Origin of the sequence: Nonomuraea sp. NPDC049141 (genome assembly GCF_040648415.1) — a bacterium.
Classification (GTDB): Bacteria; Actinomycetota; Actinomycetes; order Streptosporangiales; family Streptosporangiaceae; genus Nonomuraea.
On record NZ_JBEZDR010000005.1, the window covers coordinates 337,361 to 352,269 of the forward strand.

Annotated in this window: 13 protein-coding genes; 1 reads left to right on the top strand and 12 read right to left on the bottom strand. The window is 70.1% G+C overall.

The features are described 5' to 3' along the window. Positions 1–10: 10 nt before the first annotated feature. From AB0B91_RS17670 to AB0B91_RS17705, 8 genes are all read right to left on the bottom strand, one after another. A complete protein-coding gene (locus tag AB0B91_RS17670) occupies positions 11–1,189 on the bottom strand; it encodes a VWA domain-containing protein (protein ID WP_358320105.1) in 1,179 nt (392 codons plus the stop codon). A 31-nt stretch (positions 1,190–1,220) separates the two neighbouring features. Beyond that, positions 1,221–2,264: an SRPBCC family protein gene (locus AB0B91_RS17675; protein ID WP_358320108.1), complete on the bottom strand. Its 1,044-nt coding sequence runs from the start codon at positions 2,262–2,264 to the stop codon at positions 1,221–1,223. Then, positions 2,261–3,184: a MoxR family ATPase gene (locus AB0B91_RS17680; RefSeq protein ID WP_358320111.1), complete on the bottom strand. Its 924-nt coding sequence runs from the start codon at positions 3,182–3,184 to the stop codon at positions 2,261–2,263. Before AB0B91_RS17680 ends, AB0B91_RS17675 begins: the two co-directional genes overlap by 4 nt. A gap of 4 nt (positions 3,185–3,188) precedes the next feature. Beyond that, positions 3,189–4,133: an XdhC family protein gene (locus tag AB0B91_RS17685; RefSeq protein ID WP_358320113.1), complete on the bottom strand. Its 945-nt coding sequence runs from the start codon at positions 4,131–4,133 to the stop codon at positions 3,189–3,191. Positions 4,134–4,147: 14 nt separating this feature from the next. Beyond that, positions 4,148–6,538 carry an aerobic carbon-monoxide dehydrogenase large subunit gene (locus tag AB0B91_RS17690; protein ID WP_358320116.1) on the bottom strand — a complete coding sequence of 797 codons (2,391 nt, stop codon included), beginning with the start codon at positions 6,536–6,538 and terminating at the stop codon, positions 4,148–4,150. Beyond that, entirely contained in the window at positions 6,535–7,011 is a 477-nt protein-coding gene (locus AB0B91_RS17695) for a (2Fe-2S)-binding protein (protein ID WP_358020277.1), read from the bottom strand. Before AB0B91_RS17695 ends, AB0B91_RS17690 begins: the two co-directional genes overlap by 4 nt. A gap of 1 nt (position 7,012) precedes the next feature. Beyond that, complete coding sequence (locus tag AB0B91_RS17700; RefSeq protein ID WP_358320119.1) at positions 7,013–7,888, bottom strand: xanthine dehydrogenase family protein subunit M; 876 nt, start codon at positions 7,886–7,888, stop codon at positions 7,013–7,015. Positions 7,889–7,967: 79 nt separating this feature from the next. Continuing rightward, positions 7,968–9,119 carry an alginate lyase family protein gene (locus tag AB0B91_RS17705; protein WP_358320121.1) on the bottom strand — a complete coding sequence of 384 codons (1,152 nt, stop codon included), beginning with the start codon at positions 9,117–9,119 and terminating at the stop codon, positions 7,968–7,970. An 84-nt stretch (positions 9,120–9,203) separates the two neighbouring features. On the opposite strand from AB0B91_RS17705, the gene AB0B91_RS17710 reads away from it, so the two are divergent. Then, a complete protein-coding gene (locus AB0B91_RS17710; protein WP_358320124.1) occupies positions 9,204–9,959 on the top strand; it encodes an alpha/beta hydrolase in 756 nt (251 codons plus the stop codon). A 43-nt stretch (positions 9,960–10,002) separates the two neighbouring features. Here the strand turns inward: AB0B91_RS17710 and AB0B91_RS17715 are convergent, their stop codons facing one another. From AB0B91_RS17715 to AB0B91_RS17730, 4 genes are all read right to left on the bottom strand, one after another. Next, positions 10,003–11,295: an ATP-binding protein gene (locus tag AB0B91_RS17715; RefSeq protein ID WP_358320127.1), complete on the bottom strand. Its 1,293-nt coding sequence runs from the start codon at positions 11,293–11,295 to the stop codon at positions 10,003–10,005. 228 nt (positions 11,296–11,523) lie between these two features. Continuing rightward, on the bottom strand, positions 11,524–12,726 hold the full coding sequence (locus AB0B91_RS17720; RefSeq protein WP_358320130.1) for a hypothetical protein: 1,203 nt from the start codon (positions 12,724–12,726) through the stop codon (positions 11,524–11,526). Between the two features lie 323 nt (positions 12,727–13,049). Continuing rightward, positions 13,050–14,216, bottom strand: a complete 1,167-nt coding sequence (locus tag AB0B91_RS17725) for a HAMP domain-containing sensor histidine kinase (RefSeq protein ID WP_358320133.1) — start codon at positions 14,214–14,216, stop codon at positions 13,050–13,052. Continuing rightward, positions 14,213–14,869 (bottom strand): response regulator transcription factor, encoded by a 657-nt coding sequence (locus AB0B91_RS17730; RefSeq protein WP_358320136.1) that lies wholly within the window; start codon positions 14,867–14,869, stop codon positions 14,213–14,215. Before AB0B91_RS17730 ends, AB0B91_RS17725 begins: the two co-directional genes overlap by 4 nt. Positions 14,870–14,909 lie beyond the last annotated feature (40 nt).

Here is a 14,909-nt window from a genome sequence, read left to right on the forward strand (position 1 = left end):
AGGCAACGCGTCAGGCGTGGGCGAGCTCCGTGAGTACGGTGCGGAGCGAGCCGAAGGTGTCGGCGGGTAGCAGCACATCGCAGTACGGGAGGGCGGCCGCCATCCCGGCCACGCGCGGTTCGAAGCCGGGGGCGGCGGCTCGGGGGTTCATCCAGATCACCCGGTGCGCCCGGCGTCGCAGCCGGGCCATCGCGGCGGCCAGTTCCGCCGGTGGGTCGGCGTCCCAGCCGTCGGAGCCGATGAGCACGATGGCGCCCCGCACCTTCGCGCCGTGGTGCGAGGCCAGCAGCGCCCGTACGTTGGTCGCGATCCGCGTACCCCCGAACCGGTCGGTCACCCGCTCGGACGCCAGCTCGATCGCGGCGGCTGTCGAGCGGTGCGCGAGCACCGGCGTCAGCCGGGTCAGCGTCGTCGCGAACGCGAACACCTCCGCGTCCGCCACCACCGCGAGCACCCGCATCAGATGGAGGTACGCCGACGCCTGTGCCTGCATCGATTGGCTGACGTCACAGAGCATGACCACCCGCCGGGGCCGGTCGACGGGCCGCTGCCTGGCCAGCCGGAGCGGCTCCCAGCCGGTGCGGCGAGCACGGGCCAGCGTGGCACGTACCGCGATCGCGCGCCCTCTCGACGACACCGCCAGCCTTCGGCTGCGCCGTACCGGCCAGGCGGCCACGGTCGCCGCGAGCCACGCGCCGAGCAACTCGCACTCCTGGTCGCCGAGCTGCTCGAACGGCACGTCGGCCAGCCCCTCGGCGTCACTCGGCAAGCGCTCCGGCACCGCCGGGCCGTCCGAACCCTCCGCGGTCGCCACCACCGTCGGCAACGTCATCCAGGGCAGTCCGCCCGGGTCGTCGCCGCCGTGGGACACGGTCGGCAGGGGTGCGAACGCCTCATCGGCGGCGCCGTTCGCCGGGCCGAGGGGCCGGCGTCGGGCATGCGGGTCGAACGCGGGCCCCGCCGCGTGGAACACGGCGGCGAACACCTCGTCGAAGAGCTCGATCTCCGACTGCCGCCGCACCAGGCTGATGCGCGCGGCCCAGTAGAGCTCTGACAGCGAGCCTGGGGGCGCGATCGTGAGGGCGCGGGTGAAGTCCTCGACGCCGGTGAAACCCACGGGCACACCGTGCCGCCTCAGCCGTACGGCCAGCGCCGCGGCAAACGCTGCCCGGTCGACGCCTGCCAGCAAAGTGGCCGTCGTGGCGGGTGACTCGGGCCCGCTACGAGACAACGGCCCAGATGACGATCACGGCCACGATGACCACGACGATCCCGACAACCAGGGGTATCAGGCGCTTGTAGACGGCCCCACCTACGACGCCCAGGATGTCCAGCGGCGCCGGCTCGACATCGGGCGTGATGGCACGTGAAACCGGCGCCTCCTCGACCGGCCGCTCGTCGGCTTCGGCTCGATCGCCTTGCTCTGCCTCTGTGTCCGGCACGACTGGCTCAGCCGCGGATGTGAGGGTGGAGGCGGAGTCGGAGGTGGGGGTGGGAGTGGGAGTGACGTCAGGTACGGGCGCGGGTTCAGGGGTGGGCGCGGCATCAGAGGCAGGCGCGCCGTCGAAGGCGGACGCCGGCCCGGAGGCGGGCGCGGAAGCGGAGGCGGGTGCTGGCCGGGATGCGGTCGAGGGCCCCGGGCCAGGGGCGGGTGTAGAGGCGGTCGCGGGCGCCGCGTCGGGGGCGGAGGCGGCGGGGGCAGCGGTGTGGTCGGAGGCGAGGTCGGAGAGTGCGGGGTCAGGCGGGGGCGTGAGGTCGGGCGCTGGGGTGGAGTCAGGCGTGGTTGCTGGGGTGGGCTGGGTTGGGGGCGGGGCGGCCGGTTCGGCGGTGAGTTTGGCTTCGAGGCAGTTCACGAACTGGCCCAGCAGCTTGTTGGAGACCTCCTTGATCATGCCGCTGCCGAGCTGCGCCACCTTGCCGGAGATCTTCAGGTCCGTGTCCACCGAGACGACCGTGCGCGGCCCGTCGGTGCGCAGGTGGGCGGTGATGGCCGCTGAGGCGTTGCCCGCGCCGCGCGAGTCGCGGCCCTTGGCGTCGATGACGGCACGGTGGGCGGCGTCGTCCTTCTCCAGGAACCTGACCGTTCCGGCGTACTCGGAGACGACCGGCCCCACCTTCACCCGTACCTTGCCCGAGTAGACGTCGCCCTCCACACCTGTGAGGCGGGCGCCCGGCATGCACGGGGCGATGCCCTCCAGGTCCGTGAGCACTTCCCAGGCCCGTTCGATGGGGACGCTGACCGTGAACTCGTTGTCGATCTTCATACGCCTCTCCTGGAGGTCAGGTCGCAGTCCAGGCGGTCGAGCGCCTCAGTGATGGCGGCGCGGTCGTCCACCGTCTTCGCGATGGTGCTCAGCGTCCGTACGACATCCGCTCTGACCAGCTGCGTCGCACCCAGGGAGGACAGCGCCGAGACCCAGTCGATCGTCTCCGCCATGCCCGGCGCCTTGTCCAGGTCGATGCGGCGTACCTGGCCGACGAAGTCGGTGGCGGAGCGGATCAGTGCCTCGTTCGCGGCGGGGACCGTACGCCGGAGGATCTCCGCCACCCGCTCCGGGGCGGGGAAGTCGATCCAGTGGTACAGGCAGCGCCTGCGTAGCGCGTCGTGCAGGTCGCGGCTGCGGTTGGAGGTCAGGATGACGACCGGGCGGCGTTCGGCGGTGAAGGTGCCAAGCTCGGGGATGGTGATCGCCGCCTCCCCGAGGAACTCGAACAGCAGCGCCTCAAACTCGTCGTCCGCGCGGTCGATCTCGTCGATCAGGAGTACGGGTGGCTGCGGCCCGCGGTGCCTGATGGCCTGGAGGATCGGGCGCTCCTGGAGGAATGCCTCGCTGAACAGGTCGGCGTCGTTCAGCCTGTCGTGGTGGGATTCGGCCAGGCGGATGGCCAGCAGTTGGCGCTGGTAGTTCCACTCGTAGAGGGCTTCGCCGGCGGTCAGGCCCTCATAGCACTGGAGCCTGATCAGCGGGGTGGCCAGGGCGCGGGCCAGGGCCTTGGCGGCCGTGGTCTTGCCGACTCCGGGCTCGCCCTCCAGCAGCAGCGGCTGGCCGAGGCTGAGGGCGAAGAACAGCGCCGCCGCCGTACCGTCGTCCACCAGATAGTCGAGCTCGTCGAGCCGGCTGCGGATGTCGTCAGCACCGCCGAACGCGGGAGGGCCGGGCTGGGGTGCGCCGTTGTCCGCCACGTCCCTACCGCCCGCCCGCTCGCGCGAAGCGGTCTCGGCATCCCGGGCCGCAGAACCACACGTCCTCGCCGTCGGGGGCGACCAGGTGCGGGGTTTCGGCGGACACGGTCACGTTCATCCCGCACACGGGATCGACCGCGACCTCGGGACGCGGACGCTCAGAATCGGTACGGATGGACGCCGCGATCCCCGCGCGGTCGCCGGTACGGACGGAGGTCGCGATCTCAGTGAGGTCGCCGGTGCGGATGGCGGCCACGATCTCGGCGAGGATCGACAGCGCGATCTCCGGTGCCGTTCGGGCGCCGAGCCTGAGGCCGGCCGGCGAGTGGACCCGGCGGCGCTCGTCGTCGCTCAGCTCCATCTCCGCCAGCACCACCGCCCCGCGCCGATGGCTGGCCACCAGTCCGACATAGCCGACACCGGCCTCCAGCGCGGCCCGGATCGCCTCCTGCTCGCCGCGCCCATGACTGCACACGACGGCCGCAGTCGCACCTACCGGACCGGGGGCACCGGGTAAGGCCGTCGTGAGTCGTACGGTGAAGTCCAAGTGGCCGGCCAAGGCGGCGAGGGCCGTGGCGATCGGCGAGGAGCCGACCACCCAGAGCACCGGAGGCGGTAGCAGCGGCTGCAGGAAGATCTCCAGCGCGCCCCCGGACAGGCAGGGGTTCACCACGACCTGCGCGCCGGGCGAGTCGGGAAAGCCCTGCTCGCCCTCCGGCAGCACCCGCAGCAGCACCGTCCGCCCGTCCGACAGCGCCCCGAGCGCTGCCGTACGCACGGAGCTCTCGGCGCACTGCCCGCCGACGAACCCCTCGATGGACCCGTCGGGCAGGATGATGGCGTCGTCGCCCGGACTGACCGCCGTGGGCAGCTGCGCCCGGACGACGACCGCGTGGACGAACGGGACGCGCCCGGCGACCAGTTCCTCCATGCGTTTGGTGTGCGGCATGTACGGCTCCGAGGTCAGATCGGCGGCGTGGGCACGCCGCGCATGGCGTCCCACACCCGCGAGGGGGTGAGCGGCATGTCGGCGTGGCGGATGCCGTACGGCTTGAGCGCGTCGACGACCGCGTTGACGATCGCCGGCGGGGAGCCGACGGTGGCCGATTCGCCGACGCCCTTGGCGCCGATCGGGTGGTGCGGTGAGGGGGTCACCGTGAAGCCCGTCTCCCAGTCGGGCACCTCCAGCGAGGTCGGGATGAGGTAGTCCATGAGCGAGCCGCCGAGGCAGTTGCCGTCCTCGTCGAACGCGATCATCTCCATCAGCGCCATGCCGACCCCGTCGGTGAGGCCGCCGTGGACCTGGCCCTCGATGATCATCGGATTGATCCTGGTGCCGCAGTCGTCCACCGCGATGAACCGCCGCACCTTGACCTGGGCGGTGCCCGGGTCGATGTCGACGACGCAGATGTAGGCGCCGTGCGGGTAGGTGAGGTTCTCGGGGTTGTAGCAGATCTGCGCCTCCAGGCCGCCCTCGATGCCTTCGGGCAGGTCTCCGGCGCCGTGCGCGCGGAGCGCGATGTCCTGGATCGTGACGGACTTGGCAGGGTCGCCCTTGACGTGGAAGGCGCCCTTGTCCCAGTCGAGGTCCGCGACCGACACCTCCAGCATGCCGGAGGCGATGATGCGCGCCTTGTCGCGTACCTTCCGGGCGACAAGGGCCGCCGCGGCGCCGGACACCGGGGTCGAGCGGCTGCCGTACGTGCCGAGGCCGAACGGCGTCTGGTCCGTGTCGCCGTGCACCACGTCGATGTCGGCGGGCGGGATGCCGATCTCCTCGGCCACGATCTGCGCGAACGTGGTCTCGTGGCCCTGTCCCTGGCTCTGTACCGACAGCCGGACGACCGCCTTGCCCGTCGGGTGGACGCGCAGCTCGCAGCCGTCGGCCATGCCGAGGCCGAGGATGTCCATGTCCTTGCGCGGGCCCGCGCCGACGGCCTCGGTGAAGAAGGAGACGCCGATGCCCATCAGCTCGCCGCGGGCCCGCCGCTCGATCTGCTCCTTGCGCAGCTCGTCGTACCCGGCGATCTCCATCGCCTTGCGCATGGTGGGCTCGTAGTCGCCCGAGTCGTACACCCAGCCGGTCTTGGTCGTGTAGGGGAACTGGTCGGGCTGGATGAAGTTCTTCATCCGCAGCTCGATCGGGTCCATCCCCAGCTCGTACGCCAGGCAGTCGACGATCCGCTCGACCAGGTAGACCGCCTCGGTGATACGGAACGAGCAGGCGTACGCGACCCCGCCCGGCGCCTTGTTCGTGAAGACGGCGGTCATCTTGCAGTAGGCGGCCCGCAGGTCGTAGCTGCCGGTGAACACCCCGAAGAAGCCCGCCGGGTACTTCGTCGGCGCGGCGACGCCGTTGAACGCGCCGTGGTCGGCCAGCACATTCGTCCGGATGGCCAGGATCTTGCCCTCGCGGGTGGCCGCGATCTCGCCGCGCATGATGTAGTCACGGGCGAAGCCGGTGCTGGTGAGGTTCTCGGCGCGGTCCTCCATCCACTTCACCGGTTTGCCGGTCACGATCGAGGCGACGATCGAGCAGACATAACCGGGATAGATCGGGACCTTGCCCCCGAAACCGCCGCCGAGGTCGGGTGAGATGATCCGGATCTTGTGCTCGGGCAGCCCGGCGACCAGCGCGTACAGCGTGCGATGAGCGTGCGGCGCCTGGGTCGTCGACCACAGGGTCAGCCTGCTCTCGACCCGGTCGAAGTCGGCCACGCAGCCGCAGGTCTCCATCGGCGCGGGGTGTACGCGCGGGTAGACGATGTCCTGGCTCACCACGACGTCGGCCGTGTCGAACATCGCGGCCGTCTCCGCCGCGTCACCCGTCTCCCAGTCGAAGCAGTGGTTGTCGGTCTTGCCGTCGAGGTCGTCACGGATGACCGGCGCGCCGGGGTCGAGCGCCTTGCGGGCGTCGATCACCGGGTCGAGCACGTCGTACTCGACGTCGATCAGCTCCAGGGCGTCGCGGGCGGAGTAGCGGTCCTCAGCCACCACGAACGCGACCTCCTGGCCCTGGAACCGGACCTTGTCCGTGGCCAGGACGGCCTGCACGTCATTGGAGAGCGTGGGCATCCAGGCCAGGCCCTGGGCGGCCAGGTCGGCGCCGGTGACGACCGCCTTGACCTTCGGGTGCGCCTGCGCCGCGCTGACGTCGATGCTCACGATCCGCGCGTGCGCGACGGGAGAGCGCAGGATCGCCAGGTGCAGCATCGACGGCAGTTGCACGTCGTCGACGTAGCGGCCCCGGCCGCGGATGAAGCGCGGGTCCTCCTTGCGGAGCATCCGGCCGTGGCCGAGCGGCTTCTGGTCGTTGTCGACGAATCCGGCGGGCCGGTGTTCGGTGCTGGTCACGAGGTCGCCTCCTGAGCTTCCTGGGCGGCGGCCCAGCGCACCGAGCGGACGATGGTGGCGTAGCCGGTGCACCGGCAGATCTGCCCGGAGATCGCCTCGCGGATCTCGCCCTCGGAGGGGTCGGGGTTGCGGTCGAGCAGCGCCCTGGCCGTCATCATCATCCCGGGGGTGCAGAACCCGCACTGCAGGCCGTGGCACTCCATGAAGCCCTGCTGGACGGGGTCGAGCTTGCCGTCCTGTTCGAGATCCTCGACCGTACGCACCTCGTGGCCGCCGGCCATGGCCGCGAGCACGGTGCACGACTTGACCGGCTCGCCGTCGAGCCAGACGACGCAGGTGCCGCAGTTGCTGGTGTCGCAGCCCCAGTGGGTGCCGGTCAGCGCGAGGTGGTCGCGCAGGAAGTGGATCAGGAGCAGGCGCCCCTCGATCTCCCGGGTGACCTCCTCACCGTTCACGATCATCGATACGCGCACGTCACACCCCTTCTCTGAGCCGGGCGACGGAGCGGCGCAGCGCCCTCCTGGTGAGCTCCTTGGCGAGGTGGCGCTTGTACAGAGCGCTGCCGCGCATGTCCGTGACCGGGTCGCAGTGCTGCGCGGCCAGCTCTCCGGCCTGCTCGTAGACCGCCTCGGAGGGCTCACTGCCGCGCAGGGCGTCGGAGACGGCGGGCATGCCCGTCGTGTTCGGGCCGACCGCGGCGAGCCCGACGCGGGCGTCGGAGATCACGTCGCCGTCCAGCCACACGGCCGCGCCCGCCGACACGATCGCCCAGTCGCCGGCCCGCCGCTCGACCTTCTCGTACGCGCTGGACCCGTTGGGCCGGATCGGTACGCGGATCTCGACCAGCATCTCGGCGTCCTCGACCGCGGTCTCGTACGGACCCCGGTAGAACTCCTCCATGCTCACGACCCGCTCGCCCTCGCGATTACGGATCACGCAGCTCGCGCCCAGCGTGGTGCAGACCGCCGACAGGTCCTCCGACGGGTCGGCCTGGCAGAGCGAGCCGCCCAACGTGCCCCGGTTGCGGACGACCGGGTCGGCGATGACCCGCTCGGCGTCACCGAAGATCGGGAACGTCGTGGCCAGCTCGGCCGACTCCAGCAGCTCGCGATGCCGGGTCATCGCGCCGATACGGACCTGGCCGGGCTCGACCCTGATGTAGCCGAGCTCGGCGTGCAGGTCGTTGATGTCGATCAGATATTCGGGGGTGGCGAGCCGTAACTTCATCATCGGGAGCAGGCTGTGGCCACCCGCGATGAGCCGTGCCGAGCCGCCGAGCCGTTCCAGCAGCCCGATGGCGTGGTCGACGCTGGTGGCACGCTCGTACTCCAACGGCGCTGGAACCTGCATCCGGACACCCCCTCGCTCGTGGTGGGCCCTCAGCCGACTCCTGCTCGGCGGCGTTGTCAACGCTCACCTAAGGAAAGGCTTAATCGCCCGCGTGGGTGAGGGTCTCCCAGGCGACGAAGAGCTGGTTGGTGCCGGCGGGACGCTGCTGCTCGGTGAGCGTCTGGGTGTTCGTCATCGGGATGCCCTGGCGGTTGTGCAGCTGGTTGAAGCCGACCTCGGTGACCGGGCCGAGGCCCAGGTTCAGGCTGCCGCCGCACAACCAGGAGGGCACGGCCGCGCCGAGCTGGTACTTCGACTGGAAGCCGAGCGCCTGCCTGAGCCGCTCGCCGACCTCCGGGTAGAGGTCCTGGCCCTGGATCCTGGTGGTCTCGGCGACGTGGGAGATGGCCGAGATCCCGTAGCCGGTGTGGGTGAAGTCGCGGCAGGTCTCCTGGGTGAGACCGGTCACGAAGGTCGTCTGCCCCTGCCAGTACTTGACGAGCTCGTCGCGGGTGTCGAGGCCGCTGCCGGGTGCGCCCTTGGGCAGCGCGCCGTCGCTGCTGAGGTAAACGTAGGCCGGCACCCGGCCGCGGAACTTGGTGATCGCCTTGTCATAGCTCGTCCGGTCCTCCAAGAAGACGGAGATGCCGACGGCCGCCTCCATCATGCTCAGCTCCCAGTTGCCGTTGCTGTTGGAGCCGTTGATGACCTTCGGCAGGTAGACCGTGCGCAGCATCGTGGCGAACCGGTCGACGTTCGGCCAGCTCGTGTACGTGTAGCGGATGATCTCGGCGGCCCGTGGCCAGACCGACCCGGCCCAGCCCGTCTGCAGGGGCGCGTTGCTGTTCGTGTGGTCCTTGATCACCGCGGACCAGGCGTCCATGATCTCGATGGCCTTCTGGGCGTACTTGCCGTCCCTGGTGACGTACCAGGCCAGAGCCATCGTGTACGCGGCCAGCGCGTCCTGGCGCTCGTCGGTGCAGCCATTGTTGGGGTTGGAGTAGGGACCGCACTCGACGACCGCTCGGGGCTTGGCGGCGCGGGTGAGCGAGGCCAGCGAGTGGCCCATCATCTGGTCGTAGGCCGACTTCCACGGCTGCGCACCCGCGTTGACCTTGGTACGCATGAAGTCGAGCTGGCCCCGGCCGAGCAGGACTCCGGGGTGGGCGAAGGTCGCTGGGGCGGCGGCAGCGGGCAGCGGTAAGGCCAGGGATGCGACAAGTGCGGCGGTCGCGATGATACGGGGGGTCATGACCGCTCATCCAACGAGCCTGACGAGCCTCAGTCAACCACTTTAGGAAAGTTTCCTAACCTTTCCCGAGAGTAGAGTCCAGGCATGATCGACGTTCCCCTCTGGCCGGGGACTCCGCCCGGCCCGGCCACCCTTGAGTCGCCAAGCTTGACCCTGTACGCCGCGGACGGCCCGGCCACGGGCGCGGTGGTGGTGTGTCCCGGCGGCGGTTACGCCAGGCTGGCCGACCACGAGGGCGCGGACATCGCCCGCTGGCTGGTCACGCTGGGCATCGACGCCTACGTGCTCCGATACCGGGTGGCCGGGGACGAGCCGGGGCGCGTGCCGCTGCATCCGGCTCCGCTGTACGACCTGCGCCAGGCGGTGCGCGTCGTCCGGGAGCGGGGGGCCGGGCGGGTCGCCGTCATGGGGTTCTCCGCGGGGGGCCATCTCGCCGCCACCCTCGCCACCTCGAAGGAGGGGGACCGCGCCGATGCCGTCATCCTCGGGTACCCGGTCATCGACCTCACCGGGTCGCGCGTGCACTCCGGGTCTCGCCGGCAACTGCTCGGCCCTGACGGCACCGAGGAGCAGGCGACGGCCCTGTCCGCGCACCTCAACGTGACGGCCGAGACGCCGCCGGCGTTCCTCTGGCACACGGCGGCCGATCAAGGGGTCCCGGCTGCCAACAGCCTGCTTTTCGCCGACGCGCTCGGCCGCGTCGGCACGCCGTACGAGCTGCATGTCTTCCCCGAGGGCAGGCACGGGCTCGGGCTCGCCCAGGACGAACCGGCGGCGTCCGCCTGGCCGGGCCTCTGCGCCACCTGGCTCGCCGACCAGGGCTTCGGCCCGCGCCCCTGAGCGATACGATGATCATCCCGGAGCTGGGGAGCCCCCTCGAGGATCAAGCGTAGAGGTCGTCAAGTGTGATCAGGTGCACGTCGCTCCCTGGTTCGGCGCCGAGTCCCCGGGTGAATCCGGCGCCCGAATAACACGTGAGCACCGTGTCACGGGTGTCGTACCCCTTTGCCGTGAGCAGATCGCGCGCGCGCCGGAGCCGGGCCACATGCTCGGCTCCCATGGCCCTGTCCCACTTGACCTCGCCCAGTGAGAGAACCCGTCGCGGGCGTCCGTGATCCGCGGGCGCCAGAACAGCGACATCGACCTGGATCTGCGTGCGGTTGGCGGGATCGGGTACGACACCACTCCCCACCTCACCGGCCGCGGTATCGGCATGCAGGGCGTACTCACGGCAGAGCACCTCGACATGGGGGCCGACGACCTGCGACAGGAAGCGTGCCCTGCTGCCCCGCCACACCGTCGCCGCGTCCCCGCGCTCCAACCGCGCCCACTCCCTGACCATGATCGCCTGATAGAACGTGATGAGCGGTTCAGCCACCCGGTAGTAGCTGCGGTTCGGCCGGAAGAGATCGCGCTCTTTGACCAGGAGATGGCCGTCTTCCAGGACGCGGAGCGGGTGCGCGATCTCGTTGGACTTCCGCCCCACGTAGCCGGCGATTCCCCCTGACGTCGTGTTGCCGTCGGCGACGGCGGCAAGGACGGAGTGGTAGAGCGACGGGTCGCGAATCTCCGTCTCTTCCGCCAACAGGTAGCGGGCCTCCCTGAACAACGGGACCTCGGCGTTCAACACGGATCTGATCACCCAGTCGTCGAAATCCGCCGGCCCGGCCGGGACATCGCCACGGACGAACTCCTTCCGGTAGGCCGGTGTCCCACCCACCACCGCGTGGACCTGGGCCGCCAGATGGGGGTCGCTGATCCCCCAAAAGCGGGCGGCCTGGCGGTAGTCGAAGGGCCTGATGACCATTTCCAGTCCCGCGCGTCCGCGTAGCGGAGCCGTACCGGACAACAAACCGCCCATCACCGACATCGCTGAACCGCAGAGCAGCACCCTGGCCGTGCTGGCGGCTCCGGAGCCGCCAGGACCCAACTCCCGCTGGATGATCGAGGGAAGCTCTGGGGATGCCTTGACAAGATACGGAAACTCGTCAAAAACGACAGGCGCCGCCCGATCGCGCACGACACCGAAGAGGTAGGGGATGGCGTCGATCCAATCGCGGAAGGCCGGAACAGGCGCGCCGGTGAATCGGATCAGTTCGTCCGCGAAGAGGCGCAACGCCACCGCCTCCGTCACCTCGAGCGCGGGGAAGTAGATGCCGCCCATGCTGCTCGCCAAGGCCTGCAGGAGATAACTCTTCCCTTGACGGCGGCGGCCGCTCACCACACCGAGCCGAGCTCCCGGGCCAACTTCCGAAGCGAACGAGACCAGGCCCGCCCACTCTCGCTCACGGTCGAACACATGCTGAGGCTTCCGCATAAGTCGAAGTATACTTGACCGAACTAAAGTTGACTCAACCGTACTTCACAAAGCAGGCGCGGCTCCCGGCGTCCGACCAAAGAAGGTTCAGCCGGTGACCCGGGCCAGGAACTGGCCCTTGGCGTGCTCGTCGGTCTCCCGAGTGCCGTAGCCGGTGGCCCACAGGACGCCGCCCGGCACAGCGCCGAGCTGCTTGATCCGGTAGTCGTCGAGCAGCGGCGGTTTCGGCGCCTGCTGCCAGGCGGTGCCGTTCCAGCGCAGCAGCACACCGACGCTGCGCGCGGTGTCGTCGTCCTGCCCGCTGCCTCCGGCCCACACCTCGGTGCCTTTCCAGGCCAGCGAGGTGATGGAGGATCCGTACCAGCCGGTGGTCGCCGGGGTCGGCGTCACCGTCCACTCGCTACCGTTCCAACGCATGGCGAACGCCTCGCGCTTCTTGACCGAAATGCCGTTGGCCTCGTAGGTGGTCCGCTGACCGGCCGCCCACACCTCGCCGGGCCGCGCGGCCACCGCGTCCAGGGTGGTCTCGACCAGCGCTTGCTTCGGCGGATCCGGCAGCCGGGACCAGGTGTGGCCGTCCCAGTGCAGCACCAGGGTGTGCGCATCGGCGCTCGGCCCGTAGCGGTTGGTGGTGCCGACCGCCCAGACGTCGTCCGGCGCCAGAGCATGCACCGCGCTCAGGTCGGTGTTGCCCGCGAGCGGCGGGAGGCTCATCTTCTGCCAGGCGGTGCCGTCCCAGCGGATCACGCCCGCCGTGGAAACCTCACCGCTCGACTGGTAGGACCTGCCGACCGCGAAGGCGGTGCCGCCCACCGCGGCGACGTCATCAAGGTAGAAAGGGTTGTTCTGTTCGGTCGGGTAGGGAGTGAGGGTCCAGGCCGTACCGTTCCAGTGGTAGGCGATGGTCGAACCGGTGGCCCACACGTCGTTCGCCGCGGCGGCCGACACCGAGGTCAGCGCGCCCCGGCAGGTGTTATCCGGCTGGTCGTTCACCCATGTCTGACCGTTCCAGCGGAACAGGTCGGGGCAGACCACACCCGGCGGCGGGTATGGCCAGCCCTCCATCCGCACCTGCCCCACAGCCCAAGCTTGGGTGCCGCTCAGCGCGGCGACATCGTTGAGTTCCTTGAGTTGCTTCACGGATTCGGTGTATCCGTAGGGAAAGGACAGGTGGTCCCAGACCGGCGCAAGTGTCGCGCCCGCCGGGGCCGCGGTCGCCAGGCTCGCGGTGAGCGCGACCGCGCCGAGAATTCTGCTGGATGTCAGGGATAATATTTTTCGCTTGGTCACGAACGCTTTCGTACCATCGCTGGTCAGCCGCGCACATGGCCTAGGGAATGCATAGGGGCCCTGGAGGAAAATCATAGGGACCCTAGGGGGTCCGTGGGGCGCAGAATACCAGCGCCTTGGCCAATGACGTTTTCTCGCTGAATTTCAGCTGATCTGCCGGTGTTCGAAATGGACGTCGCGTTCCGCGTCAGCTCGCTTGCCGACGCGCCGCGCCAATGTTCACGCCCAGCGCGGGTTGTTCAGGAAATCCCAGCTCTCCATCCACATCGGAGGCAAGTCCGCCTTCTGCTACGCCGGGCAGTGCCCAGTGAGCGGGCCCGGGTCTAGTGGTAGGCCGAGCCCTGGCGCGGCAGGGTGGCCGTCACGATCAGGCCGCCGCCTTCGCGGGGACGGGCCGAGACCTCGCCGCCGTGCGCGAGGGCGATCGACCGCACGATGGACAGCCCCAGCCCCGCGCTCTTCGCCGTGACCACACGATCGGGCCCGAGCCGGCGGAAGGGCTTGAACAGCGCCGGGATCTCGTAGGGCGGCACAACGGGCCCGGTGTTGCTGACCTCCACCTCGACGCGGCCGTCGTGCGCGATGCGGCTGACGGCCCGCACCCAGCCGGTGCCGTCGTCGGTGTTGTGCCGGATGCCGTTCTCGACCAGGTTGTGCACCAGCCGTTCGAGCAGCATCGCGTCCCCGCTGGTCGGCGCGGGGCCGGCCGCTTCCTGCAGGGTGACCTTCGTCTCCTCGGCCTCGGCGGTGACCTGCGCGACCACGTGGGACACCACATCGGCCAGGTCCACCGGCGACCGGTCACCGATCTCGTGCTCGGCGCGGGCCAGGAGCAGCAGTCCGGAGATGAGCCGTTCGTGCCGGGCGTTGATCTCCAGCAGGCTCTCGCCGAGCTGCTTGACGTCGGCCGAGGCCGTACGGCGGTGCATGGCCAGCTCGACCAGCGCCCGGTTCAGCGTGAGCGGCGTGCGCAACTCGTGCGAGGCGTTGGCGACGAACCTGCGCTGCCCGTCGAAGGAGTGGTCGAGCCGTTCGACCATCGTGTCGAAGGTGTCGGCGAGCTCCTTCACCTCGTCCGCCGGGCCGTTCAGGGCGATCCGCTCGTGCAGGCCACGCTCGGCGACCGGCGCGGCGGCGATCCGCCGCGCGGTCTCGGTCACCTGGCGGAGCGGCGTGAGCACCCGTCCGGCGACCACCCACCCCACTCCTGACGCCGCGCCGCCGACCACGACCAGCGCGATCGCTCCCTGGGTGAGCAGTGAGGTGGTCGCGGCACCGCGCAGCAGGGTCTCCTGCTGCTTCATCCAGTTCATGGCCGTGTCGCGCTCCAGCGAGCCGGGGCCCTGGCCTCTGACGATGATGGATACCGTCTTCTGCTGGAGCTGCTGGTTGAACAGCAAGTACGTGACGCCGAGCAGCGTCAGTCCCGCGACGAAGAACAGCGTGCCGTACACCAGGGTGAGCCGGCCGCGGAGCGTGGGAGCCGTCATGGAATCTGATACCCCACGCCCGGCACGGTCTCCACCACCGACGGCTCCCCCAGTTTGCGGCGCAGCTTGAGTATGGTCAGGCGCACCGCGCTGGTGAACGGGTCGGCGTGCTCGTCCCACGCCTTCTCCAGCAGGTGCTCGGCCGACACCACGCCGCCGTCGGCGAGCAGCAGCTCGGCCAGCACGGCGAACTCCTTCTTCGACAGCGGCACGTACCTGCCGTTCCTGAACACCTCCCGGCGCGCGGGATCGAGGGTGATCCCCGCCCGCCGCAGCACCGGCGGCGCGGCGGGGCGCGAGCGCCGCCCGAGCGCCAGGACGCGGGCCGCGAGCTCGGGGAAGGCGAACGGCTTGGACAGGTAGTCGTCGGCGCCGAGGGAGAGCCCGGTCACCCGGTCGCCGATCTCGGCGGCGGCGGTGAGCATCAGCACCCGCGCGGTCGACTCGGACTCGACCAGCTCCCTGCACACGTCGTCACCGTGCACGCGCGGCAGGTCGCGGTCCAGGACGACCACGTCGTAGTCGTTGACCGCGAGCCGCTGCAGCGCCGCCTCCCCGTCGTGCGCGGTGTCGACCGCGTGCGTCTCGTCACGCAGCCACTCGGCTATCGCGTCGGCGAGCATGCGCTCGTCCTCGACCACCAACACGCGCATCGCGGCCCCTGTCTCTTCTGTCATGTACAGGGGTGATCGT

Excerpts from the sequence above, each read along its gene's own strand:
- AB0B91_RS17685 (WP_358320113.1), bottom strand. The coding sequence starts at position 4,133 with ATGCCGCACACCAAACGCATGGAGGAACTGGTCGCCGGGCGCGTCCCG.
- AB0B91_RS17705 (WP_358320121.1), bottom strand. The coding sequence starts at position 9,119 with ATGACCCCCCGTATCATCGCGACCGCCGCACTTGTCGCATCCCTGGCC.
- AB0B91_RS17675 (WP_358320108.1), bottom strand. The coding sequence starts at position 2,264 with ATGAAGATCGACAACGAGTTCACGGTCAGCGTCCCCATCGAACGGGCC.
- AB0B91_RS17710 (WP_358320124.1), top strand. The coding sequence starts at position 9,204 with ATGATCGACGTTCCCCTCTGGCCGGGGACTCCGCCCGGCCCGGCCACC.
- AB0B91_RS17725 (WP_358320133.1), bottom strand. The coding sequence starts at position 14,216 with ATGACGGCTCCCACGCTCCGCGGCCGGCTCACCCTGGTGTACGGCACG.
- AB0B91_RS17700 (WP_358320119.1), bottom strand. The coding sequence starts at position 7,888 with ATGCAGGTTCCAGCGCCGTTGGAGTACGAGCGTGCCACCAGCGTCGAC.
- AB0B91_RS17730 (WP_358320136.1), bottom strand. The coding sequence starts at position 14,869 with ATGCGCGTGTTGGTGGTCGAGGACGAGCGCATGCTCGCCGACGCGATA.